A 22,586-nucleotide genomic window follows, 5' to 3' on the forward strand; every position below is an offset into this window, starting at 1 on the left:
CAGTGGCGCGATTGCGCCGGGCGGGCAATGATCGGGTCCATTCAGCGGACCGGAGGGTGACGGGAACCATTCCGACATCCCAACTGACCTGGTCCGAACGGGGAATTGTGGGGTCCGTCCGCTCGATGGACCCCTGCATGAGAGGGGGACCCTCATGGCGCGATCGGGCGCAGAGGGACGCGGCGTGCTGGAAGGCGCGTTCGCCTTGATGGAGGTACTCGCGCACGACGACGAGGTCGGGTTGACACGGCTGGCGACCGATGCCGCGCTGCCCAAGGCCACCGCCCACCGACTGCTCGGGCAGCTGGTCGCCCTGGGCGCGGTGCAGAGCCACGAGGGCCGCTACCGGCTGGGCCCGCGGACGTTCCGGCTGGGGCAGGCCTGGCATCCGGCGCGGGCACTGCGGGCCGCCTCGGCCCAGCCGCTGCGGGAGCTCGCGGCGGTCGGCGGAGGCGGGGTGAGCCTGAGCCTGTCGGTGTCCGAGGCGGGACAGATCGCCGTCGTCGGGGGCATGAGGGGCGAGGTGGACGAGGTCTTCCCGCTGCGCTCCGGGGTGGTGCTGCCGCCCGGCAGTGCGGCCGAACTGGTCCTGGCGGCGTCGGGCCCGGCGGCGGAGCGGCCGGCGGGGTGGACGGAGGCCGCCTGGGCGCGCGAGGTGGCCGGGATCCGCGAGCGGGGGCTCGCGTTCGACTACCAGCAGTGCGTGGATTCGCTGTCGTGCGTGGCGGCTCCGGTCTTCTCGGCGTCCGGGCAGGTGGTGGCCGCCGTGGCGGCGACCGCCCTGGACGCGCAGCTGATCCCCCCGCTGTGCGACGCCGTCGGCCGCGCGGCGTCGATGATCAGTACCAGGCTGGCCCGCCTGCCGGATCCCGCGTCCCGGCCCCGCCGGACGGGACCGCCGGTGGGCCGGGGCGTGCAGGGCCTCGCGGTTCCGGCCGAGCAGAGCCGCTGAGGCGGCCGGGCCGACCGGACCCGCGCACGTCCTGAGGAGGGCCGCCTCCCCCACCGGGGAGGCGGCCCTCCGCTTCGGCCTGCCCGGAGCGCAGCCGGTGCGCGCGGGCCGGGCCGGTCTCCGAGCGCGGTGGCGGTCCGGGGCGTGCGCCCGGGGACGCCGGGCGCACGCTCACTCGCTCAGCTGCGGTACCGGTACACGATCCGGCCGCGCGTCAGGTCGTACGGGCTCAGTTCCACGAGCACCCGGTCCTCCGGAAGGATCTTGATGTAGTTCTTCCGGATCTTCCCGCTGATGTGCGCGAGCGCGTGGTGCCCGTTGGGCAGCTGCACCTTGAAGGTCGCGTTGCGCAGGCACTCGACCACGGTGCCTTCGACTTCGATGCCCTTGGCTGTTCTCGGCAAATGTCTCTCGTCTCTCGTCTCTCGGTGGACGGCTCGATGGGGGCGGTCAGTGGCGGACCGTCTCCGGGTAGCCCGAGGCCCCCCGGCGGGCGGTGGCACGGCGGCGGAGCCGGGGGCGGCGGACACGACGTACTGCCGCTCGAGGCGTCCGGTGGTGACTCCGCACCGCTCCCGACGACACCTGGGTCAGTCGCACACCGTGAGGGAGAGAGGGAGCACCCACTTCGCCACAGCGTTCACGGGTCCCACCTCCTCGCGCTCTGCCACGGTGTTCCGCACCGTACCCGGGAGGCCCACCTCCGCCCAACCGGTTTTCGCAGACGGCGGCGGCCCGCTCCTCCCCCGCCGCCGACCGTCCTGCGCGCGGTGACCCGCCTCGGGCCCGATTCGGAAAGAGTTTTCCACTCGCGTCTATCGCATGGCCGTCCGCTGGGCATGCTGCGTGTGATCTCCCACCCCGGTCCGACGCTCCGTCAGCGCGTCCCGCCCGGGCGGCCTTCCGTCCTGAGCCCCGGGAGGTAACACACCAGGGCAGCCCGGATCTCCTGCGCCGGACCCTGCGGGTCGCCGCCGTCCGCCCTCACACCCACCTCTCCCGCGCCCGACCGGTGCCGCCGATCCTATGCCCGCGGAGCCGAGGTGCGGATTCCCGCACGTCCCCGGAAGGGGGCTTCACTGGCCCCCAGATACCCCCGGGCGTACGGGCGACCTTCGCCGGGCTCGCCGACCGGCGGCGCGGTGCGCCGGACTTCGTCGTCCTCGACGTCCGCCGGGACTGCGCCCCCCGGCGGGCTGCCGGAGGGGCGAGGTGCATGGCCGCCCTTCTCGGCCGCCTTCCGCACAACCGGCCCCGTACGGACGACCTCGACGCGGCAATCGCCGCCCTGCGCGGCCACGCCCGGGACAGGGCTGCCGACAGGGGCCGTAGCCTCCGCCCTTCCCCCGGGGCGCCGTTCCGTGCCCGCGCCCGATGCCCCCGCCGGACTTACGATGTCGCTAGAAGACTCGGGGCAGTCGACGGCCGGTCTCTCGCCGGCGGGAAGCGGGCACCCATGGCGGCGCGGCTCAAAAGATCGGGACTGATCGGCGAGCTCTCGGCGGAGTTCGCCGGGACGATGATCCTCATCCTCTTCGGCTGTGGCGTGGTGGCCCAGGTGGTTGCCGGCGGCGCCCTCACCAATCCGCCGGGCGGGCTGGGCAACCACGACAGCATCGCCTGGGGCTGGGGCCTCGGCGTCACCCTCGGCGTCTACGTCGCCGCCCGGCTGAGCGGCGCCCATCTCAATCCCGCGGTGACCGTCGCGCTGGCGGCGTTCAGGGGATTCCCGTGGAAGAGCGTCGGCCCGTACGTGGTGGCCCAGATCGCCGGCGCGTTCGTGGCCGCCCTCGTCGTGCGCTGGAACTACAGCGAGGCGCTGGCGAAGGCGGACCCCACCCACACCATCAAGACGCAGGGCGTCTTCTCCACACTGCCGGCCAACGGCAACACGAACCTGCCGGTCACCGAATGGGGAGCGCTGCGCGACCAGATCATCGGCACGGCGATCCTGCTCCTGCTGATCCTCGCGGTCACGGACCTGCTGAACACACCCCCCGGCGCCAACCTCGCCCCGTTCATCGTCGGCCTCATCGTCGTCGCGATCGGCATGGCCTGGGGCACCAACGCGGGCTACGCCATCAACCCGGCGCGCGACCTCGGCCCGAGGCTGGCCAGCTTCCTCACCGGTTACGGAGGGGCGTGGCGCGACCAGTACGGGAACTTCTACTTCTGGGTGCCGATCGTCGGCCCGCTGATCGGCGGTCTGGTGGGAGGGGCTCTGTACAAGTTCCTCGTCGGCCGGTACCTGCCGACCGCCGAACCGGAGCCCGCGGGACGGGTGCCGGTACCGGACGAGAGCTGAGCCGACCCGCAGTTCGGGACCTAGAGAGGCGGCAACCCATGGCTGACTTCGTGGGCGCAGTGGACCAGGGCACCACCAGCACCCGTTTCATGATCTTCGACCATGCGGGCAGCGAGGTGGCCAGGCACCAGCTGGAGCACTCCCAGATCCTGCCCCGCTCGGGGTGGGTCGAGCACGACCCGGTCGAGATCTGGGAGCGCACCAACTCCGTGATCCAGAACGCCCTGCGGCACGGAAACCTTTCCGCGACCGACCTGGCGGCCATCGGCATCACCAACCAGCGGGAGACGACCGTCGTCTGGGACCCGCGCACCGGCCGTCCCTACTACAACGCCATCGTCTGGCAGGACACCCGCACCGACTCCATCGCGGCGGCGCTGGACCGCTCGGGCCGGGGCGACGTGATCCGGCGCAAGGCGGGGCTGCCGCCGGCGACCTACTTCTCCGGCGGCAAGATCCAGTGGATCCTGGAGAACGTCGACGGGGTCCGCGAGGCCGCGGAGCAGGGGCACGCCCTCTTCGGCAACACCGACTGCTGGGTGCTGTGGAACCTCACCGGCGGCCCCGACGGCGGCATCCACGCCACCGACGTCACCAACGCCAGCCGCACCATGCTCATGGACCTGGAGACCCTGGACTGGGACGACGAGCTCCTGGGCTTCTTCGGCGTGCCGCGGTCGATGCTGCCGACCATCAACCCCTCCTCCGACCCCGAGGCGTACGGACAGGCCCGCACCTCCCGGCCGCTGCGGGCCGCCATCCCCATCACCGGGGTGCTCGGCGACCAGCAGGCGGCCACCGTCGGCCAGGTCTGCTACGCCCCGGGCGAGGCCAAGAACACCTACGGCACCGGCAACTTCCTGGTGCTCAACACCGGCACCGAACCGGTCCGGTCCCGGCACGGCCTGCTGACCACCGTGGCCTACCAGTTCGCGGGACAGCCGGCGGTCTACGCCCTGGAGGGCTCCATCGCCGTGACCGGCTCCGCGGTCCAGTGGCTGCGCGACCAGCTGAAGATCATCACCGACGCCGCGGAGACCGAACGCCTGGCCTCGACCGTCGAGGACAGCGGCGGCATCTACTTCGTGCCCGCCTTCTCCGGCCTGTTCGCCCCGTACTGGCGCTCCGACGCCCGCGGCGCGATCGTCGGCCTCGCCCGCTACCACGGCAACGGCCACCTGGCCCGGGCCACCCTGGAAGCCATCTGCTACCAGAGCCGCGACGTGGTGGAGGCCATGGAGCAGGACTCGGGCGTCCACCTGGACGTGCTCAAGGTCGACGGCGGCGTGACGGCCAACGACCTCTGCATGCAGATCCAGGCCGATGTCCTCGGCGTCCCGGTCAGCCGTCCGGTCGTCGCCGAGACCACCGCGCTCGGCGCCGCCTACGCCGCGGGCCTGGCGACGGGCTTCTGGCAGGACACGGACGAACTGCGCACCCACTGGCAGGAGTCCAAGCGCTGGGAGCCCCAGTGGTCCGAGGAACAGCGGGCCGAGGGGTACGCGGGCTGGAAGAAGGCCGTGGAGCGCACCCTGGACTGGGCCAAGGTGGAGTAGGCGGAGCGGGTCAGGGGCGGCGCAGGCGGGGGGCCAGCGCCGCCATCGCCGCCATCAGCGCCGGCAGCACCAGCATCGCCCACCGCAGGTCCGTCGCCTCCGCGAGCGCGCCGATGACCGGCGGTCCCGCGAGGAAGCCGACGTAGCCCACCGCCGAGACGGCGGCGATGGAGGACCCGGTCCGTTCCGGTCGCAGCGCGGCCGCGTGGGCGAAGACGAGGGGGATGACCGCGGCCATCCCCAGGCCCAGCAGGGCGTAGCCGACGAAGCCCGCCGCCGTCGTCGCGGCGAGGATCGGGACGAGGGCCCCGGCGCCCGCCACCACGGCGCACAGGAGTGTGAAGGCGATCGTCCCGAGGCGGGCCCGCAGCCGGTCGGCGCTGAGGCGTCCGACGACCATGCCCGCGGAGAAGACGGCGTACCCCAGGCCCGCCGCGCCCGCCGAGGCGCCGGTCTCCTCCTTCAGGTACACCGCGCCCCAGTCGTTGACGACCCCCTCCCCCATCAGCGCGCAGAACGCGACGAGGCCCGGCACCCACAGGCCCGGCCCGGGCAGGGCCAGCAGCGGATCCCTCCGGGACGGGCCCCCGGCCGGCGGCGGATCGGGGGCCAGGGCCGTGGCCGCCGCCCCCGCCACCACCAGCAGGACCAGGGCCGCCACCGTGAAGTGCGTCCGGATGCCGATCCCGGCGGCGGCCGCGAGGCCCCCCGCCGTGGCGCCGGCGATGCCGCCGAGGCTGAACATGGCGTGGAAGCCGCCGAGGACGGGGCGGCCGTAGGCCCGTTCGACGAGGACGCCCTGGGTGTTCATCGCGACGTCGACGGCGGTGTTGCCGCACGCGAACACGGCCAGGGCCGCCGTCAGTACCGCGAGGCCGGGGACGTGGGGCAGGCTCACGAGGGCGCCCAGATAGGCGGCCATGCCGACGCACAGGACCGTGCGGCTGCCGAACCGTGCGACCAGGCCGCCGACCAGCGGGAGCCCGAGGAAGGCGCCGCCGCTCAGACCGACGAGGGCCACGGCCAGCTCCCCGGCGGACAGGTCCAGCCGGTCCTGGACGGCGGGGACCCGGGCCGCCCAGGTGGCGAAGGCGGCTCCCGTGACGAAGAAGACCGCGCAGACGGCCGCCCGCATCGCCCGCGGACCCGGGCTCCGGCCGCGGGCGGAGGCCGTGGTGCGTCCGGCCGCGGTCCCGGGCTCGTTGCGCATGTACCTCGTCCCCTTCGTCGTTCGTGCCGGTCCGTGCCCGGCCGGTCCCCCCGCGTCCCGGCGGGGGGACCGGCCGTCCGCCTACCGCGCCGCGTCGGCCGTCCGCCGGGTCAGGGCGATCAGCGCCTCCCGTTCCTCGACGAGGACCTTGTACAGGACCTCGGCGTAGCGGTGCATCGTCCGTACGTCATTGGGAGGGCCGAACGAGCTGAAGCTCTGGCCCAGCACCAGGCGGCGCAGGCAGACCTCCTCGCTCACGGGGTACTGCGCGGGATCGTAGCGGTGTCCGGGGGTCGCGTGCCCGCAGCTCCAGGGGCAGCCCCGGCCGTATCCGCGCAGTTCGCGGAAGAGGGTCTGCCCGGGGACGGGCTGCGGCTGCCAGCGCATGATGTGCAGGCCTTCGGCGTTGACCGCCCGGGCGAGCGCGTCGCGGAAGGCGGCGACGGGAAGGCCGTCGAGCCCGAGCTCCTCGGGCATGACGAGCAGCGGGTAGAAGAAGTAGACGTGCGTGCGGTCCTCGGGCACGACGGGCGGGCGGATGCCGGGCACACCGGCGAGGGCCTGCGTGAGGGCGGCACCGTTGGCCTGCCGGACGAGGGACATCTGCGGCAGCCGGGTGAGCTGGGAGCGGGCGAACGCGGCGGCGAGGACGTCGATGCGGTAGTTCCAGCCCATGATGCGGGCGTTGTAGTCGCGGCTCTGGCCCGGGAGTTCCTCACCGAACATCAGCACCCGCCGGGCCAGCCGGTGCTGCTCCTCGTCGCGGGTCGCGAACAGGCCGCCCTCGCCGAGGGCGGAGAGGGTCTTGGACCCGTTGAGGCTGGCGCCGCTCATCGTGCCGAGGGAACCGACCGGGCGGCCCCGGTACTCGGCGCCGTGGGCCTGGGAGGCGTCCTCGATGAGGACGAGCCCGTGCCGGTCCGTGATCGCCCGCAGGGCCTCGTAGTCGGCGGGCAGGCCGTTGAGGTCCACGGCGACGACGGCCCGGGTGCGGTCGGTGATCCGCTCCTCGATCCGGGCCGGGTCGAGGTTGAACGTCGCGAGGTCGGTGTCGACGAACACCGGGATGGCGTTGGCCTGGAGCACGCAGGAGGCCGAGGCCAGGAAGGTGTCGGCCGGGACGAGCACCTCGTCGCCCGGCTCCACTCCCGCGGCGGCGATCGCCATGTGCAGGGCCGCCGTGCCGGAGTTGGCGGCCAGGACGTGGGGCATGCCGGTGAACTCGGCCCAGGCGGCCTCCAGGTCGTTCACCGTGCGCATCGGCCAGTGCCAGGGGGTCGCCCGGTCCAGCGCGTCGAGCACGGCCTTGCGGTCGGCGTCGACGATGTAGGGCCAGGGGGCCGACTCGTGCGCGGAGAGGAGGGGGGAGCCCCCGTCGACGGCTAGCACGCCCCGGCCTCCTCACCGGCCGTGCCGGCCGGCGTCAGCGCCGGCCGCCTGCGGGCCGGGGCCTCGCGGCGGAACACCGCCCTGGCGGAGGGGGTCTCGGGGAAGGGGCCGAGCAGGGCGGCCAGGCTGGAGAGCCCCTGGGCGAGGGTGACCCGCGGAGCGAAGCCCAGTCCGGCCAGACGGGTGACGTCGGCCAGGAGCGTGAAGCTGTCCGCGAGGCTGGAGGTGTCGGCGTCCAGCAGTGCCGGGCGGCCGGTCGCCGTCCCCACCGCGCCGGCCAGCTCCCGCATCGAGACGGCGGTGCCGGTGCCCAGGTTGTAGGTCTCACCGTCGGCGCCGCGGGCGGCCAGGACGATCAGGGCCCGGCACAGGTCCTCGACGTGGATGAAGTCGCGGCGCTTGCGGTCGACGTCCCCGACCACCGGGATGGGCTGCTCGTTGAGGTGCCAGCGCAGGAACTGCGAGACCTCCCCGCCCGCCCGGCGCGGGTCCTCTCCGGGACCGTAGACGACGAAGGACCGGCCGATGACGACGGGCAGCCCGGCCGTCGCGTACAGGCTGCGCAGGGTCAGCTCGCCGGAGAGCTTCGAGGCGCCGTAGGGCAGGAAGGGCTGCGTGGGGTGGTCCTCGCGGATCGGGCTGCGCAGCGGGGTGCCGTAGACGATGGCGGAGGAGAGGTAGACGAGGCGGCGCACGCCCAGTTCCAGGCAGGCGTTGCCGACGTTGCAGGTCGCCAGGGCGTTGAGGTGGAAGTCGCGGCGGGGGTCGGCGACCGACTCGGTGCCGCTGGCGTTGCCGGCCAGGTGGAACACGGCGTCGGCGCCCTGCAGGGCCAACAAGGTCTCGCCGTAGTCGCGCAGGTCGGCGCGGACGTGGGAGACGCCGGGCAGGGCCGCGAGTTCGGCGGGGAGGGGGGCGTGGTCGACGACGGTGACCTTCCGGGACAGCAGGCTGAGGGCCGTGACGAGGTGCCGGCCGACGAAACCGGCTCCGCCGGTGACGGCCACCTCCTCGTAGGGGGTTTCGGGCATGTCGGGACCGTGCTGCACGATCGCTCCATTCGGGATGCGAGGCGGGGTGCGAGGCGGGAGGGAGGCGGGGGGAGGCGGTGCGGGTGGACACCGGCCGGTGTCTCCCGGGGCGCACCCGCCTGCCGCACACCCGGCGGTGCGCTCTCGAGGCGGCGGTGCTGTTCGACCCTGGCCCGGACCGGCAGTGGCGCTCACGCACCTGATCGGTTACGGCTCTGCCAGTTCACCACGGCTCCTCCCCGTCGGCGCAAGGGGCGCCGGGGAGAGTGGCCGAGACTGCCCGCCGCCCGGCCGCGCGGTACCGAGAAGAGCGGAGTTGGTCTGTTTTCGCGATGATCGAGCACGGACGGAGGGATTCCGCCCGAACCGGAAGCGCGGCGGCACCACTCGACGGCCGGGCCCGGATGGCCGATTCAGGCGGACTCGTCCTTTCGGCCAGGACGGCGCCTTTCCGCCCGAAGGGCGCGGAGGCGGTGAGCCGGACACCGTACGGTTCCCCGCACATGCCCCGCGCGTGTGCGGGGTCCGCCCGCCGGGCTCCGAAGGCCACGGCGGTCGCGGTCACCAGAACCGGAACCCGATGAGGGCTCCGGTCCCGCCGGGCCGGGCACCCCGCCCCCCGGGGTGCCCGGCCCGGCCCCGTCCCGACGGAGCCGACACGCCGTCCCGCAGCACCCCGGGCCAGGTCCGCGTCGCGGGCCGCGGGGGCCATAGTGGATCACACCCGGGCGGCCCACGCCCCGGACGTACGACACGGGGAGATCCACCATGCGCATCCACCGGAGCCGTTCCACGGCCCTGGCCACCCTCGTCGGGCTCGCCCTGACCCTGACGGCCTGCCAGGGCGGCGGGTCCACCGGCGCAGCGGCCGGCGCGCCGGCTCCCAGCCGCAGCACGACGGCCCCGCAGGCCTCCCCGACGCCGCCCCCCGCCCCCGCTCCGACGTCGGCCCCCACGCCGTCCGGCGGCGCGGCGCGGACGGCCCCGGACGGCAAGGGCACGGACGAGGCCTACGCCTATACCCACCCGTGCTCGGCGCGGAACCTCATCGTCAAGGTCGCCTCCGAACAGGGCTTCCCGGCCACCGTCCGCATCATCGCGGTGACCAACAACGGCTCGACCAGCTGCGGGCTCGATCTCCACCCGGCCGTCGGGTTCAGCGCCAAGGGCGCCGCCCTCGGCGTCCAGGCGACGCCCCCCGAGGGCATCGGTGGACCGGCGCACCCGGTCCGGCCCGGGTCCACCGCCTACGCCGCCGTGGACCTCGACCCGTCGGGTGCCGCCGGTCCCGTCGCCGACGAGATCAACATCCTGGCCGACCCGAGCCACATGCCCAACGCGGACGGCGTCAGCCTGCCGCTGGCCGCGCCGGGCGCCGTCGCCCGCCCGAAGGTCGGGCTCTACCACGTCAGCGCCCGCGACTCGTTCAAGACCCTCTAGGCGGGCGGCGGCCCGGGGCTCGGGCCGCTCAGCCCCCGTCCGGGGCCCGGTCGGCCCTACTCCCCGTGGGCGGGGGAGGCCAGTGTGGAGGGGACGGACGCCGGCGGCCGGGCGGCGGCCCCGGCGGAAGGAGACAACGGTGAGGCACAGAGAAGTGGGCGAGCTGATGACCCGCGAGGTGGTCACGGTCCCCGCTCACGCCGCGTTCAAGGACATCGTGCGCACGCTCGGCGAGCACCGGGTGTCCGCGGTGGCGGTCACCGACGCCGCCGGCCACCCGCTCGGTGTGATCTCCGAGGGCGACCTGCTGCCGAAGTCCGCCGACCAGGGCGACTGGTTCCGCTCGCTGCCGCGCCCCGAGCCATGGGAGAGCGACAAGGCCGCCGGCACGAGGGCGGAGGAGCTGATGTCGGCGCCCGCCGTCTGCGCCCGCCCCGACTGGACCGTCGCCGAGGCCGCGCGGCTCATGGAGAGCCAGCGGGTCAAACGGCTCCTGGTGGTCGACGGCACCGACGTGCTCGTGGGCATCGTGACCCGCGGCGACCTGCTGCGAATCTTCCTGCGCGACGACGACGCCATCCGCCAGGAGATCACCGCGGAGATCCTCGACCGGACCCTGCGCCTGGATCCGACGGCCGTGTCCGCCGCCGTCCGGGACGGACGGGTGGCGTTGCACGGCGTGGTGCCCTTCCGGAGCCTCGTCCCCGTCGTCGAGCGGCTGTGCCGGACCGTCGACGGCGTCGTCGGCGTCACGGAGCACCTGGCGTGGGAGACGGACGACGTCGGCACCCGCCCGTGAGCAGCCCCGCCGCCGGGCTCCTGCGTCCGGCCGCCGTCATCCCGGCGGCGGGGCGAGCGGCACCCACCAGGTGAGCCGGGTGCCGCGCTGCCCCTGCGGCCGGGGGCCGACCTCCATCCCGCCGCCGAGTCTCGCGGCGCGCTCCTCCAGGTTGTGCAGGCCGCTGCGGCGGCCGCCCACGGGCGGGCCGACGCCGTTGTCGGACACCGTGACGGTGAGGACCCCGCCGGCGACGGTGACGGAGGCCTCCGCGCGGGTGGCCCGGGCGTGGCGCGCGACGTTGGTCAGGGCCTCTCCGAGAACGGCGAGGACCTCGTCGGCGACCGCGGGCGGAACGTCGGTGTCGATCAGGCCCTCCATGCGCAGTGCCGGGACGAAGCCGAGGGCCGCGGCGGCCGCGTCGACGACCCGGACGGTGCGGGAGCGCAGCTTGGGCAGGGCGCCGGAGGCCTCGTGGTCGCGGAGCCCGAAGATCGTAGACCTGATGATCTTGATGGTGGCGTCGAGGTCGTCCACGGCGCGCGCGAGGCGTTCGGAGGCCTCGGGGTGGTCGACCAGGCGCTGGGCGCTCTGAAGGGTCATCCCGGTGGCGAAGAGGCGCTGGATGGCGAGGTCGTGGAGGTCGCGGGCGATGCGGTCGTGGTCCTCCAGCATGCTCATCTGCTCGGCGTCGCGGCGTCGCTCGGCCAGTTCGAGGGCGAGGGCGGCCTGGCCGGCGAACCCGGTCAGGGCGGCGACCTCGGCGGTGGCGAACGCCGCCCGGCCGTGCCTGCGGGCAAGGACCAGGACCCCGCTGAGCTTCTCCTTGGTGCCGACGGTGACCGCCACGGCCGGGCCGAACCCGGCCCACCGCTCCGGCTGGACGCTGACGCGCGGGTCGTCCGCCACGTCCGCGACCGTGACCGGCCCGTCCCCGGCCAGGGCGGCCTCGGCCAGGGTCCCGGCGGTGCTCGGCAGGACGATGCCGCGGTGTGCCGCGGCCCCCTCCCCCAGGGCCAGGGAGCCGCACGGCTCCCCGGACGCGCCGAGGAGGTAGAAGACGCCCATGTCGGCGCGGGTGATGTCCTTGGCCCGCTCCAGCATCCCTTCGAGGACCTCGTCCCGGCGGGTGCCGGAGAGCAGGGCGCTGGTGATGTCCGAGCCGGCGGCCAGCCAGCGCTCGCGCAGGCGGACCTCCTCGAAGAGCCGGGCGTTCTCGATGGCGATGCCGGCGGCGACGGCGAGCGTGGACAGGACGGCCTCGTCCTCCTCGTCGAAGGCGATCCCGCCCCGTTTCTCGGTCAGGTAGAGGTTGCCGAAGACCTCCTCGCGGACGCGGACGGGGACGCCGAGGAAGGAGTGCATCGGCGGGTGGTGGGCCGGGAAGCCGTAGGAGGCGGGGTGCTCGGACAGCTCGGACAGCCGCAGGGGTTCGGGGCGGCGGATGAGTTCGCCGAGGATGCCGTGGCCCGAGGGCAGGTCGCCGATGCGCGCGCGGAGCTCGTCGCTGATGCCGACGGGCAGGAACTCGGCCAGCCTCCGGTCGTCGCCGATGACGCCGAGGGCCCCGTACTCGGCGTCCACAAGTACCACGGCGGCCTCGACGATGCCGCGCAGCACCTGGGGCAGGTCGAGTTCGCGGCCCACCGACATGACGGCCTCGAGCAGGCCGTTCAGCCGGTCCCGGGTCCCCCTGACCTCGTGGATGCGCGCCTGTAGCTCGTCGAGCAGCTCGTCCAGCCGCAGCCGTGGCACCCCGGCCCGGGCGGACTGGCCCTCTCCGCTCATGTCCACCTCCGGCCGACGGCTCTACGGAGAACACCTTCCTCCACGGTAGTCCCGCCGGCCCCGGTTTTCCCCTCCGACACAGCGCCGTACCGCGCCTCACCGCCCCGGTACGGTGATCACCGGGCAGTGCGCGCGGTGCAGGAGGCCGTGGACGACCGACCCGAGCCGCATACCGGTGTAGCCGCCGCACCCGCGGCGGCCCACGACGACGGCGAGGGCGTACTCGGCGGCCCGCCCGAGTTCCTCGACCGGGTGGCCGGTGAGGGCCTCGTGCGTGACGCGCACGTCGGGGTACTTGTCCGCCAGTCCGGCGGTGGCCTCGGAGAGCATGGCGCGCTGGGCCCGCAGGGCCGCCTCCCCGTCCTGCGGGGAGAAGGCGGGCGGCTGCCAGACGCAGACGACCCGGAGCGTGGCGGCACGCAGGTCGGCCTCGTCGAAGGCGAATGCCAGCGCCGCCCCGGCGGACGGGCTGCCGTCGACGCCGACGACGAGGTAGGGCGGCTGCCGGCTGATGTGCTCGGCGTCGCCCACCACGACGACCGGGCAGCCGGCCTGGGCGCTGACGGGGACCACGGTGGATCCGGCGCTGAGGAACTCGGCCGTCCGGCTGAGGTGCCGGGAGCCGAGCACGACCATGCGGGCTTCATGGGCCGCGCGGCCCAGGGCGGCGGCGGGGAACCCGGCCGGCAGTTCGCCGGAGACCTCCAGCTCGGGCTGCCGGCCGCGTGCCCAGCCACAGGCCTCTTCGAGCTTGTCTGACACCTCCTGGGCGGGGGCCGTCGGGCCGGGGGCCCCGTCCGCGTGCCGGGTGTCGTGCCGCGGCGGCACGGCAAGCACCAGGCGCAGGGGCAGGTGGCGGCGTTCTGCCTCGTCGGCGGCCCAGGCCAGGGGGAGGCGCCAGTTCCCGGCCGGGTCGATGCCGACGACGACGGCGTGCCCGCGGGGCCCGGTCATGACCCGTTCCCGGAGTCGCCGTCCGGCCTGGGGAGCAGGAGGACGGGGCAGTGCGCGTGGTGCAGGACGCGGTGGGTGACGCGGCCCAGGCCGCGGGCGATCCGGTGGGTGCCGGGGTCGCGGCGGCCGCCCATGACGAGCAGGTCGGCGGCACGGGAGGCCTCGACCAGGGCGCCCGCCACGGAGAAGCCCTTCTCGGCGTCGGCGCTCACCTCCAGCTCGGGGAACTCGTCGCCGACGGCGTCCCCGACGGCCGTGAGGGCGGCGGCGTGCGCCCCGGCGGTCTCGTCGACGCCGCCGAGCGTGCCGGCGACCAGGCCGACGGAGTGCAGGACGTTCCAGACGTGCAGGAGGCGCAGGGACGCCTTGCGCAGTTCGGCCTCGCGCGCGGCGTAGCGGGCGTGCGGGAGGTCGCGGACGTCGCGGACGGCGACGAGCACGGTGCCGGTCCCCTCGTCCCCTCCGGTGCCGCGGACCACGACGACGGGCGTCGTGGCGGCGGCCGCGACGTCCAGGGCGACGGAGCCGAGCATCAGGGAGTCGAACCCTCCCTGGCCCCGGTGGCCCACCACGATGGTGCCGTGGGGGCCCGCGGCCCGCCGCAGGCTGTCGACGGCGTCCGCGGTGCTGAACCCGGTGGTCACGTCGAGGCCGGGGTGCTCGGCCCGCAGGGCCTTCGCCGTCGCGTCCAGGAGCTCCCGGCCGGCGCTCCGTGCGTCGGCGCGGACCCGTTCGAGGGCTTGCGCGGACAGGTGGAGGGCCGTGCCTTCGGTATCGGCCCCGTGGACGACGTGCAGGGGGCGGTCACGGCGCACCGCCTCGGCGGCCGCCCACAGGGCGGCGGTGCGCGCCGCGTCCGAACCGTCCACACCGACGACCAGCGGGCCGGTGTCCGGAGTGCGGGATGTGCTTTCCACGGTTCCTCCCAACGAGAACACGATGAGGGACACCCTTCACGCCGGCACCGGCGCAGGAGGTCCGCCCGGGACCGCGGCCGGGGCCGGAGGTCCCCGCCGACGGCCTCAGTCGTCGCTGCTGCCCTGGCCGGGGCGCAGCCGTCCGGACCAGTGCGGCTCGACCTGCTCCCACTCCCTCTCCCACTCCTGCGCACTGTGCCGGTCGACGCTCCACAGCCGTGCGTAGACGGCGACGCCGGCGGCGAGGACGAGCACGGCCCAGGCACCGGTGCCCAGGCCCACGGCGTTGAGGGCGATGTCGGCCGTGCCGGGGGGTTCTGCGGCCGGGCTGCCGTGGTCGTCGACCCAGAGCCGGACGGTGTCCCCGTTGCGGGTCGATCCGGGGACGGGGACGGTCTCGGTGTGGGCGCGGTGGGCCGGGTAGTTCCAGGTGGCGGGTGCCACGGGCAGGGAGCGGGTGTTCTCCCCCGGCCCGTCCCGGTAGGCGGCCTCGCCGACCGTGACGGCCGTGACGGAGTGCCGGTGGCGTGCGGTCTCCTCGGCGGCGCGTTCGGCGGCCGCCCAGGCGCCCCGTCCGACCACGGCACCGAAGACCGCGGCCAGCAGGCAGGCCAGTACGAAGGTGGCGCGCAGACGGGTGCGGGCGCGGTCGGCGTCACGGCGGAGCGGGTTGGCCGGGTCCCCCGGCCTACGGTGGTCCATGACGCGCCTCCGTGCTGCGTCCGCTGTCGGCCGCCCGCTCAGGCGGCCAGCTCGGCGCCGATGTGGTGGGCCCAGGTCCGGATCCGCTCGGGATTGCGGAAGTCTCCGCCCTTGCCCTGCCGGATGAGTGCCCTGGCGAGGAACCCGGGGGTCCGGGCCGTGATGCTGCCGCCGAAGGTGATGTGCTCGCGCGCTCCGATGAGCTGCATCTGCCGGGCGACGGCGGCGACGGGGGGTATGTCGTGCTCCTCGGCGGAGCGGTCGAGGGGGCCGCTGCTGAACAGCCATACCGGCCGGTGCCTGAGGGAGTCCGCGTTGCGCTCGGCGCAGTGGGCGGCCTTGCTGCTCCAGTGGCCGCCGCGGAGGGACCCGCCGAGGACGACGGCGTCGTAGGCACGGACGTCGTGGACGTCGGCGGCGGGCAGCACGACGGCTTCGAGGCCGTCCTCGCGGAGGGTCTCGCCGATCTGTTCCGCGATGCCGGCGGTGCCGCCGTACTCGGTGCCGTAGGCGACCAGAACGCGCTTGGTGCTCATGACGGATCCTCCTGGGTACGCGTGGCGGGGTCTGCACCCACTCTCACGCGGCCGGCGGCGCCGCCGCATGGGCCGGACGGCTCCCCGAGGGGGCCATCCGGTCCTCCCCGGTCCCGTCCGGTCCCGCCGCGCTACCCGGCGGCGGAGTCCGGCCGGATGATGGTGACCGGGCAGGGGGCGTGGAGGGCGACCTGCTGGCTGACCGAGCCGAGCAGGGCCCGGCGGAAGCCGCCCCGGCCCCGGCTGCCCACCACGAGCAGGTCGGCGCCTTCGGCCGCGTCCACCAGGACGTCGGCGGGATTGCCCCGTACCAGGCGCTGGTGCACCCGGGAGGCGCCCTCCGGGCCGAGGACCGTGCGGACCTCCTCGACCAGGCTCCGCTCGGCCTCCTCCTCGTCGAACTCGGTGTCCACCGCCGGAGCCGACCAGGAGGCGGCCCCGGGCACGTCCCACGCGCTGACGGCCACCACCCTGCCGTTCACCAGGCCGGCGTACCGGACCGCCCAGCGCAGCGCGGCCTGGGACGAAGGCGATCCGTCCAGGCCCACCACGACCCGCGTCTCCTCTGGTTGCCTGTCCATTCCGACTCACCTTCCCGTACCTGTACCTCCACAGTGTCGGAGGCGTTCGGACACCGCCACACGGGGAAGCGCCGGACGCGGCCCCCGCCGTTCAGCGCCTGCGCAGGGAGAACCACCTCTCCTGGCCCGCGGCGACGCTCTCGCGCCGGTCTCCGGGGAGGACGAGGGGCAGGGGGCCCCGGGAGGAGGGCGGGACCCTGACGCCGATGCGGCCCGTGCGGAAGGTGACGCGGACGTCCCGGTGCCCGAGGAAGCAGACGGAGAACGAGGAGGCCGGCACCTCGTACAGGGGGGTGGGATCGACGTGCAGGCCGTCGGTGCCGGGGGCGAGGCCGACGATGCCGCGTTCGACGAGGTCGAGGGTGCCGCCCATGGCGCCGAGGTGGATCCCCTCGCCGGTGGTGCCGCCCTGGATGTCGGTGATGTCGCCGAGCAGGGCCTCCCGGCAGTACCGCCAGGCGTCGGCGCCGTGCTGCCGGGCGAGGACCCAGCCGTGGACGAGGCTGCTGAGCGTCGAGCCGTGGCAGGTCCGCCCCAGGTAGTAGGCCACCGTCCGGCGCCAGAGCGCCTCGTCCATCGGGTAGCCGAGCCGGGCGAACAGCCGGCCGAGTTCGTCGGGGCGGAAGAGGTAGCCCAGCATGAGGGTGTCGGCCTGTTTGGAGGCCTGGTAGCGGTTGGGGGTGTCGCCCTCGGCCTCCAGGATGCGGTCCAGCCGGCGAATGTCGTGGTAGCGGGCGCGGTACGCCTCCCAGTCCAGCTCGGCGAGGTCGCCGTAGCCGTGGAACTGGCTGATCACATCGCGGTGGAACGGCACGTACAGGAGGCGTGAGACGTCCTCCCAGGCGCGCAGGCCGTCCTGGTCCATGCCGAGTTGCGCGAGGAGCTCCCCGCGGCGGGCCGCGGGGAGCTCGCCGTACAGGTCGAGGGCGCGGGCGAGCACCCAGGCGGCGGTGACGTTGGTGTAGGCGTTGTCGTCGATGCCGGGGGCGTCGGTGTCCGGGTACGCGTCGTGGTATTCGTCCGGGCCGACGACGCCGCGGATCCGGTAGCGGCCCGTCCCGGGATCCCAGGTCGCCGTGTCGGCCCAGAACCGGGCGATGTGCAGCAGGAGTTCGGCTCCGGGCCCGTGCATGAACCCCGTGTCGCCGGTGGCCCGGCCGTACTGCCACACGTTCCAGGCGACGGCGGACCCCACGTGGTGCTGGAGGTTCGAGTGGTCGGGCAGCCAGCGGCCGGAGCGCGGGTTGAGGTGCAGCCGCTGGGTCTCCTCGGATCCGGAACTGCCGCTCTGCCAGGGGAAGGCGGCTCCCTTGGCCCCGGCGCGGCGGGCGGTCTCGCGGGCGGCGGGGAGCCGGCGGTGGCGGTACATCAGCAGGGCGCGGGCGGTTTCGGGGAAGTGCAGGGCGAGGTAGGGCAGGACGAACAGTTCGTCCCAGAAGACGTGGCCCCGGTAGGCCTCGCCGTGCAGGCCTCGGGCCGGGACGCCGGCGTCGAGTTCCGCGGTGTGCGGGGAGAGCGTCTGCAGGACGTGGAAGACGTGGAGGCGCAGGGCCCGCCCGCTTCCGCCGGGCGCCCTCACCTGCCCGTCGTTCCACAGCCGTTGCCACGCCGCCCGGTGGGAGGCCATCAGGGTCGGGAAGTCCGGCGCCGATCCCGCGTGTTCGACGCTGCGCCCCACGGGATCGCCCCAGGGGCGGTCGAGCGAGGTGAACAGGGCCGCGGTCTTGACGATCACGACCGGCCGCGCGCGCCGGACGGGCAGGACGAGGGTCTGCCGCGCGGCGGTGTCCGTGCAGGCCGCGCCGATGGGGGCCAGGGGGTGCGCCGAGGTGCGTACGGCGAGCCCGATCCGCAGGTGCGAGCCGGCGGTGGCGCAGGACAGCCAGGCCGTGCCCTGCGCCTCGACTCCGGTCCGGTGGCCGACGAGGTGCCGTCCGGCCAGGGCCCGGTAGCGGTCCACGCCCTCGTTGGCGACGTCCCCGTCGAGCACGGCCTCGACCTCGATCCCGCCCTGCCAGCCGTACGCGCTGAGGACGGTGCGCTGCGCGGCGAGGTGCGGGTCGCCCATGTGGACGAGGCGGGTGTGGGTGACGCCGAGGCGGCGGCCTTCGGCGTCGTGGAAGAGCAGGCGGCGGGTGAGGGTTCCCGAGCGCAGGTCCAGCGAGACGCGGCAGTGGCGCAGGGCGGGGTGGTCGGGGGTGAGCCAGTCGCCGGGCGCCGCGCCGTCGGGCAGGCAGCGGTACCGCAGGGCGGTCCAGTCCGGCAGCCGGACCATGTCCTCGTTGGAGACCTCCCGCCCGGCGACGGTGGAGGTGAGCCGGTCGTAGCAGCCGGCGAGGTACGTCCCCGGGTAGTGGACGTCGTCCGTGACGCACTCGGGGGCCGAACCCCGGGTGGCGAAACGGCCGTTGCCGAGGGTGCACAGGGCCTCGACGAGCCGTTCGGTCCCGGGGTCGTAGCGGGGGTATTCCCAGCGCCAAGGGGCGTTCACAGGCGGCCGTCCTCAAGGGCGGCGGGCAGGGGCGCGAGGCCGGTGAGGACGAGGTGGGCGCCGTGCGCGAGGAGGGCCGCGCCCCTGCCCGGGTCGCCGTCGCGGTCGACTCCGACGACCAGGCGGAACCCTCCTGCGCGTCCCGCCTCCACGCCGGCGAGGGCGTCCTCCACCACGGCGGTCCCCTCCGGAACCGCGCCGAGGCGGTCGGCGGCCTCCAGGAAGAGGGCGGGGTCGGGCTTTCCCGGCAGGCCCAGCAGGCCGCCGTCCCGGCCGTCCAGTACGGCGTCGAAGAGGCCGAGGAGGCCCGCGGCCTCCAGGAGGGGGCGCGCGTGCCGCGAGGCCGAGACGGCCGCGCACCGCACGGTGGCCGCCCGCAGCCGCAGGAGCACGGGCCGGACGTCGTCGTAGGCCTCGACGCCGTGGGTCCGGAGCGCCTCGGAGAAGATCCGCTCCTTGCGGGCCGCGACCGCGTGGACGGTCGCGCATCCGGGCGCGTCCTGCGGGGTCCCCGGGGGCAGGTCGATCCGGCGGGAGGCGAGGAACGCGCGCACCCCGTCGAGGCGGGACCTGCCGTCCACCAGGTCCCGGTAGTCGCGGACGGCGTCGAAGGGCCGGGACGGTCCCGCGGCGACCCGCTGCCACACGGGGAGACAGCCGTCGAAGGCCTCCTTCCAGGCGGCCGCGTGGCGGGCCGCCGTGGCGAGGAGCACGCCGTCGGTGTCGAAGACGACCGCTCCCACGCCGCTCATGATCCGTGCGTGACGCGGCGGCCGGTGAGCCGGAGGGGGGTGATCTTCATCCAGTGGCTGCGCGGACCGCCGGCCCAGGGCTGGGAGCGGGCCGTGGCCGCCAGGTGGCGGATCTCCTCGGCGGCCGTGACGGCCCTCAGTTCGCCCACGGCCAGGACGCTCCAGCCGCCGGCCGTGACGTCGTCGATGTTGTCGATCTCGAAGGCGGCCTCCGTCCCGGCCGCCCGGGCGGCGATGGCCTCCGCGGCGGTGCGGAACGCGATGTCGGTCCCCGCGACCAGGTAGTTGACCGGGAGGACGGCCGGGCCTTCGGGGGTGAAGACGGCGATGCGCCCCACGCCATGCGTGCCCAGCAGCTCCCGGCACTCCTCCTCGTCCAGCGCAACCATCGCCGTGTCGCGCCGGCCCGTGGACCGGCCGGGCGTCCGGCCGGCGTTGGCGCCGGTCAGGTCGTCGACCGTGACGCCGAGCACGTCGGCGAGCCGGACGAGGGTGCCGATGGACGGCGAGGCGGCGTGTTCCTCCAGGTACGCGATGTAATTGCCGTCCACTCCGCACCTGCGGCCCAGTTCCTCGCGGGTCAGGTCGAGGGCTTCACGGCGGGCCGCCAGGCGGCGGCCGAGGTCGGTTCGTCCGGCCGTCCTTCCGGACGGGTGCGGATGGGTGCTCGGCGTACTCTGCATGGCACTCACTGCTCCTGGAGCGGTAGGGCGGCCGTGTCGCGCCGCGGTCCGCCGGACACGGCCTCGGGGGCGTCTCCCATGACTGCGGCCTCTCGTGCTGGGTGAAGGACGGGGTCACCGCCAGGCTGCTCCTGCCCGGCCGCGCCCCGCTTGGGCCGGTCGGCCCCCTCCCCGGGGACCGGTCGGGTCTCGCCGCCGCGCCGTGGCGGATGCCACGGTGGAATCCGGCCGGTCGAGAGCGACCGCGCCCTGGTACTCGTCGGTTGCGGCCTCTTCCAGGGTGTCGCGGACCTGTGGCGCCGCAACCGGGGCGGGCCGCCCGGGACCGTGCTCCGTGCCCGCGCCCGCCTCCGCACACCGAGGGACCCCCGCCATGACCGCTCCCGCCGCCCCCACTCCGTACACCGTCGCCGATGTGATGACCACCGAGGTGGTCGCCGTCACGCCCGAGACCGGCTTCAAGGACATCGCCGCCGCCATGGGGCGCTGGAAGGTGACCGCCCTGCCCGTCCTGGAAGGGGAGGGCCGCGTCGTCGGCGTGGTCTCCGAGGCCGACCTCCTGCCCAAGGAGGAGTTCCACGAGCACGCCCCCGGCCTGATCGAGCAGATGCGCCGCCTCGGCGACACCGCCAAAGCCGGCTCCACCCGCGCCGAGAACCTCATGACCACCCCCGCCGTCACGATCCGCCCCGACGCGACGCTCCCCCGGGCCGCCCGTCTGATGGCCGACCGGCACCTCAAGCGTCTGCCCGTCGTCGACGCCGACGGCAGGCTCCATGGCATCGTCAGCCGCGCCGACCTCCTCAAGGTCTTCCTGCGCGCCGACGAGGACCTGGCCGCGGAGATCCGCGAGAGCGTCGTCGCACGCCTGTTCCCGCTCTCCCGCGAGGCCGTCGCGGTCACCGTCGCGCACGGTGTCGCCACGCTGACCGGCCGGGTCCGGGACCCGGGCCTGATCCCCATGGCGGAGCACCTCGCCCGGTCGGTGGAGGGCGTCGTCGACGTGCACTGCCGGCTCCGGGCCGCGGAGGCCCCGGGCGAGGGCCCGTAGCGGTCGCCGCCCTCCCCGCCGATTCGCGCGCCGATGGGCGTACGAGCAGCATGGAGGGGTCATCGCCGGCCCGGACCGACACCGGCGGAGCGCCCGGCGCAGGAGGTTGCCGCGATGGAGCTGCCCCTTACGGTCGGTGTCGACGGCTCCGATCACGCGCTGCGGGCCCTGGACTGGGCCGTGGACGAGGCCGCCCTGCACGGGCTCCCGCTGCGGGTGGTGTACGCCTCCCGCTGGGAGTGGTGCGAGCTCTCCCCGGGCCCCGTGGGACAGCGCGCGGAGGAGCAGACCGGCCCCGAGGCCCTGCGGACGGCCGTCGGCAGGGCCCGGCAGCGCGCTCCGGAGCTCCGGCTGGACACCGCGGTGGTCGCCGACGACCCCGCCCAGGCGCTGGTGCGGGAGAGCCGGACCTCGTGGGCGGTGGTCACCGGTTCGCGGGGGCGCGGCGGCTTCAAGGAGCTCCTGCTGGGCTCGGTCGGCCTGGCCGTCGCATCCCGTGCGCTGTGCCCGGTCGTCGTCGTCCGCGGCGACGGATCCGGCGAGGGGCCCCGGCGGATCCTGCTCGGGGTGTCGGACGCCCCCGGGGGCGTGGAGGCCGTGCGGTTCGCGCTGCGCGAGGCGGCCGTGCGCGGCTGCGACCTGGAGGCGGTGCGCGCCTGGCACTGCCCCGCGCACGAGACGACCCCCCACCCCGCCCTCGCCGACGGGGTCTGCCTCTACCATCAGGCGCGCGCGGACACCCTGCTGGACGAGGCCCTGACCGGGCCGCTGCGCGAGCACCCCGGGGTCGTCCCGCACCGGACCCTCGTCGAGGGTCCCGCGCACAAGGTGCTCCTGGAACGCACGGCGGCGGCCGGCCTCGTGGTGGTCGGCGCGCACCGCCGGGCGCACCACTCCGGCCTGCAGCCGGGCCGCGTCGCCCACGCCCTGCTGCACCACGCCCACTGCCCCGTCGCGGTCGTGCCCCGGATCGAGGGGGGTGTCCGGGAGTGACCCGGCGGGGCGGGGCCCGGGGCGGCCGGACCGGGTGGTCCCGCGCGAGGGGCCACACGGCCCTGGACCGGGCGGGCCGGGCGTCGGCACTATGAACGGCACCGGACTGGAAGACGAAGCCGTCGGCGAGGTGAGCTGAGATGGAACCCACTTCATGGACCACCCCGGGTGTGTTCGCAGGGCACGGCGGGGTGCTCACGGAGCAGGCCGGGGCACTGTCGGGTGAACTGACCGTGCACACCGAGTGGCAGGAGGGCCGCGCGCACGTCGCGGTCGGGTATGGGGACGGCGAGGAGTGGTACGCCCTGGCCGGCAGCCCGGTGGCCTGCCGCGATCCGCAGTCGAGCCGCCTGATACACCAGAGCGCGGTGGAAGCCGTCCGCGCGGGCGGCGCGGTGCGCTTCGCTCCCCCGCCGATCATCTCGGCGGTCTGAGTCCCGGCGCACGGGGGCGCGTACGGCGGCCGTCGGGCCTCAC

General features: G+C 74.9%; 21 protein-coding genes. 8 read left to right on the plus strand and 13 right to left on the minus strand.

Going from position 1 to position 22,586, the window contains the following annotated elements; genetic code table 11:
- The first annotated feature begins 184 nt into the window (after window positions 1-184).
- On the plus strand, window positions 185-952 hold the full coding sequence (locus tag ACFY15_RS29770; RefSeq protein WP_390690283.1) for a helix-turn-helix domain-containing protein: 768 nt from the start codon (window positions 185-187) through the stop codon (window positions 950-952).
- Window positions 953-1,131: 179 nt separating this feature from the next.
- Here ACFY15_RS29770 and infA read toward each other — a convergent pair whose 3' ends face one another.
- Complete coding sequence (gene infA, locus ACFY15_RS29775; RefSeq protein ID WP_390690284.1) at window positions 1,132-1,356, minus strand: translation initiation factor IF-1; 225 nt, start codon at window positions 1,354-1,356, stop codon at window positions 1,132-1,134.
- Window positions 1,357-2,408: 1,052 nt separating this feature from the next.
- Here infA and ACFY15_RS29780 point away from each other — a divergent pair.
- Window positions 2,409-3,257 (plus strand): MIP/aquaporin family protein, encoded by an 849-nt coding sequence (locus ACFY15_RS29780; protein WP_390690285.1) that lies wholly within the window; start codon window positions 2,409-2,411, stop codon window positions 3,255-3,257.
- Between the two features lie 38 nt (window positions 3,258-3,295).
- Window positions 3,296-4,813: a glycerol kinase GlpK gene (glpK, locus tag ACFY15_RS29785; protein ID WP_390690286.1), complete on the plus strand. Its 1,518-nt coding sequence runs from the start codon at window positions 3,296-3,298 to the stop codon at window positions 4,811-4,813.
- Between the two features lie 10 nt (window positions 4,814-4,823).
- Here glpK and ACFY15_RS29790 read toward each other — a convergent pair whose 3' ends face one another.
- The 3 genes from ACFY15_RS29790 to ACFY15_RS29800 all read right to left on the minus strand — a co-directional run bounded on the left by ACFY15_RS29790 (window position 4,824) and on the right by ACFY15_RS29800 (window position 8,443).
- On the minus strand, window positions 4,824-6,023 hold the full coding sequence (locus tag ACFY15_RS29790; RefSeq protein WP_390690287.1) for an MFS transporter: 1,200 nt from the start codon (window positions 6,021-6,023) through the stop codon (window positions 4,824-4,826).
- An 81-nt stretch (window positions 6,024-6,104) separates the two neighbouring features.
- On the minus strand, window positions 6,105-7,412 hold the full coding sequence (locus ACFY15_RS29795; RefSeq protein ID WP_390690288.1) for a DegT/DnrJ/EryC1/StrS family aminotransferase: 1,308 nt from the start codon (window positions 7,410-7,412) through the stop codon (window positions 6,105-6,107).
- Window positions 7,406-8,443: an NAD-dependent epimerase/dehydratase family protein gene (locus tag ACFY15_RS29800; RefSeq protein ID WP_390690289.1), complete on the minus strand. Its 1,038-nt coding sequence runs from the start codon at window positions 8,441-8,443 to the stop codon at window positions 7,406-7,408. Before ACFY15_RS29800 ends, ACFY15_RS29795 begins: the two co-directional genes overlap by 7 nt.
- 768 nt (window positions 8,444-9,211) lie before the next feature.
- Here ACFY15_RS29800 and ACFY15_RS29805 point away from each other — a divergent pair.
- Both ACFY15_RS29805 and ACFY15_RS29810 read left to right on the plus strand, forming a co-directional pair.
- Window positions 9,212-9,883, plus strand: coding sequence for a DUF4232 domain-containing protein (locus tag ACFY15_RS29805; protein WP_390690290.1), 672 nt, complete (start codon window positions 9,212-9,214; stop codon window positions 9,881-9,883).
- A gap of 139 nt (window positions 9,884-10,022) precedes the next feature.
- Window positions 10,023-10,682 (plus strand): CBS domain-containing protein, encoded by a 660-nt coding sequence (locus ACFY15_RS29810; protein WP_390690291.1) that lies wholly within the window; start codon window positions 10,023-10,025, stop codon window positions 10,680-10,682.
- A gap of 36 nt (window positions 10,683-10,718) precedes the next feature.
- Here the strand turns inward: ACFY15_RS29810 and ACFY15_RS29815 are convergent, their stop codons facing one another.
- The 9 genes from ACFY15_RS29815 to ACFY15_RS29855 form a co-directional block, all read right to left on the minus strand.
- A complete protein-coding gene (locus ACFY15_RS29815) occupies window positions 10,719-12,449 on the minus strand; it encodes a GAF domain-containing protein (RefSeq protein WP_390826394.1) in 1,731 nt (576 codons plus the stop codon).
- Window positions 12,450-12,545: 96 nt separating this feature from the next.
- Window positions 12,546-13,403 carry a universal stress protein gene (locus tag ACFY15_RS29820; protein ID WP_390690293.1) on the minus strand — a complete coding sequence of 286 codons (858 nt, stop codon included), beginning with the start codon at window positions 13,401-13,403 and terminating at the stop codon, window positions 12,546-12,548.
- Window positions 13,400-14,320, minus strand: coding sequence for a universal stress protein (locus ACFY15_RS29825; RefSeq protein ID WP_390826395.1), 921 nt, complete (start codon window positions 14,318-14,320; stop codon window positions 13,400-13,402). Before ACFY15_RS29825 ends, ACFY15_RS29820 begins: the two co-directional genes overlap by 4 nt.
- Window positions 14,321-14,425: 105 nt before the next feature.
- Window positions 14,426-15,022: a hypothetical protein gene (locus ACFY15_RS29830; RefSeq protein WP_390690295.1), complete on the minus strand. Its 597-nt coding sequence runs from the start codon at window positions 15,020-15,022 to the stop codon at window positions 14,426-14,428.
- Window positions 15,023-15,060: 38 nt separating this feature from the next.
- The gene (locus ACFY15_RS29835; protein WP_390690296.1) at window positions 15,061-15,558 is read right to left on the minus strand and encodes a flavodoxin domain-containing protein; all 498 of its coding nucleotides are present in this window, start codon (window positions 15,556-15,558) and stop codon (window positions 15,061-15,063) included.
- 131 nt (window positions 15,559-15,689) lie between these two features.
- Complete coding sequence (locus ACFY15_RS29840) at window positions 15,690-16,139, minus strand: universal stress protein (RefSeq protein WP_390690297.1); 450 nt, start codon at window positions 16,137-16,139, stop codon at window positions 15,690-15,692.
- A gap of 91 nt (window positions 16,140-16,230) precedes the next feature.
- The gene (locus ACFY15_RS29845) at window positions 16,231-18,630 is read right to left on the minus strand and encodes a glycoside hydrolase family 65 protein (RefSeq protein ID WP_390690298.1); all 2,400 of its coding nucleotides are present in this window, start codon (window positions 18,628-18,630) and stop codon (window positions 16,231-16,233) included.
- Window positions 18,627-19,382, minus strand: a complete 756-nt coding sequence (locus tag ACFY15_RS29850; RefSeq protein ID WP_390690299.1) for an HAD family hydrolase — start codon at window positions 19,380-19,382, stop codon at window positions 18,627-18,629. The genes ACFY15_RS29845 and ACFY15_RS29850 overlap by 4 nt, the downstream gene beginning before the upstream one ends.
- On the minus strand, window positions 19,379-20,065 hold the full coding sequence (locus ACFY15_RS29855) for a helix-turn-helix domain-containing protein (RefSeq protein ID WP_390690300.1): 687 nt from the start codon (window positions 20,063-20,065) through the stop codon (window positions 19,379-19,381). Before ACFY15_RS29855 ends, ACFY15_RS29850 begins: the two co-directional genes overlap by 4 nt.
- A 373-nt stretch (window positions 20,066-20,438) precedes the next feature.
- On the opposite strand from ACFY15_RS29855, the gene ACFY15_RS29860 reads away from it, so the two are divergent.
- The 3 genes from ACFY15_RS29860 (at window position 20,439) to ACFY15_RS29870 (ending at window position 22,543) form a co-directional block, all read left to right on the plus strand.
- Window positions 20,439-21,116, plus strand: a complete 678-nt coding sequence (locus tag ACFY15_RS29860; protein WP_390690301.1) for a CBS domain-containing protein — start codon at window positions 20,439-20,441, stop codon at window positions 21,114-21,116.
- A 114-nt stretch (window positions 21,117-21,230) separates the two neighbouring features.
- Window positions 21,231-22,109: a universal stress protein gene (locus ACFY15_RS29865; RefSeq protein WP_390690302.1), complete on the plus strand. Its 879-nt coding sequence runs from the start codon at window positions 21,231-21,233 to the stop codon at window positions 22,107-22,109.
- A gap of 140 nt (window positions 22,110-22,249) precedes the next feature.
- Window positions 22,250-22,543, plus strand: coding sequence for a hypothetical protein (locus tag ACFY15_RS29870; protein WP_390690303.1), 294 nt, complete (start codon window positions 22,250-22,252; stop codon window positions 22,541-22,543).
- Window positions 22,544-22,586: the final 43 nt, after the last annotated feature.

The sequence above is a fragment of the Streptomyces sp. NPDC001373 genome (assembly GCF_042895815.1).
Lineage (GTDB): Bacteria > Actinomycetota > Actinomycetes > Streptomycetales > Streptomycetaceae > Streptomyces.

Bases quoted from the DNA above. Each gene is read 5' to 3' on its own strand.
- ACFY15_RS29780 (WP_390690285.1), top strand. From the start codon at position 2,409: ATGGCGGCGCGGCTCAAAAGATCGGGACTGATCGGCGAGCTCTCGGCG.
- glpK (WP_390690286.1), top strand. From the start codon at position 3,296: ATGGCTGACTTCGTGGGCGCAGTGGACCAGGGCACCACCAGCACCCGT.
- ACFY15_RS29790 (WP_390690287.1), bottom strand. From the start codon at position 6,023: ATGCGCAACGAGCCCGGGACCGCGGCCGGACGCACCACGGCCTCCGCC.
- ACFY15_RS29800 (WP_390690289.1), bottom strand. From the start codon at position 8,443: ATGCCCGAAACCCCCTACGAGGAGGTGGCCGTCACCGGCGGAGCCGGT.
- ACFY15_RS29805 (WP_390690290.1), top strand. From the start codon at position 9,212: ATGCGCATCCACCGGAGCCGTTCCACGGCCCTGGCCACCCTCGTCGGG.
- ACFY15_RS29815 (WP_390826394.1), bottom strand. From the start codon at position 12,449: ATGAGCGGAGAGGGCCAGTCCGCCCGGGCCGGGGTGCCACGGCTGCGG.
- ACFY15_RS29820 (WP_390690293.1), bottom strand. From the start codon at position 13,403: ATGACCGGGCCCCGCGGGCACGCCGTCGTCGTCGGCATCGACCCGGCC.
- ACFY15_RS29830 (WP_390690295.1), bottom strand. From the start codon at position 15,022: ATGGACCACCGTAGGCCGGGGGACCCGGCCAACCCGCTCCGCCGTGAC.
- ACFY15_RS29835 (WP_390690296.1), bottom strand. From the start codon at position 15,558: ATGAGCACCAAGCGCGTTCTGGTCGCCTACGGCACCGAGTACGGCGGC.
- ACFY15_RS29840 (WP_390690297.1), bottom strand. From the start codon at position 16,139: ATGGACAGGCAACCAGAGGAGACGCGGGTCGTGGTGGGCCTGGACGGA.
- ACFY15_RS29850 (WP_390690299.1), bottom strand. From the start codon at position 19,382: ATGAGCGGCGTGGGAGCGGTCGTCTTCGACACCGACGGCGTGCTCCTC.
- ACFY15_RS29855 (WP_390690300.1), bottom strand. From the start codon at position 20,065: ATGCAGAGTACGCCGAGCACCCATCCGCACCCGTCCGGAAGGACGGCC.
- ACFY15_RS29860 (WP_390690301.1), top strand. From the start codon at position 20,439: ATGACCGCTCCCGCCGCCCCCACTCCGTACACCGTCGCCGATGTGATG.
- ACFY15_RS29865 (WP_390690302.1), top strand. From the start codon at position 21,231: ATGGAGCTGCCCCTTACGGTCGGTGTCGACGGCTCCGATCACGCGCTG.
- ACFY15_RS29870 (WP_390690303.1), top strand. From the start codon at position 22,250: ATGGAACCCACTTCATGGACCACCCCGGGTGTGTTCGCAGGGCACGGC.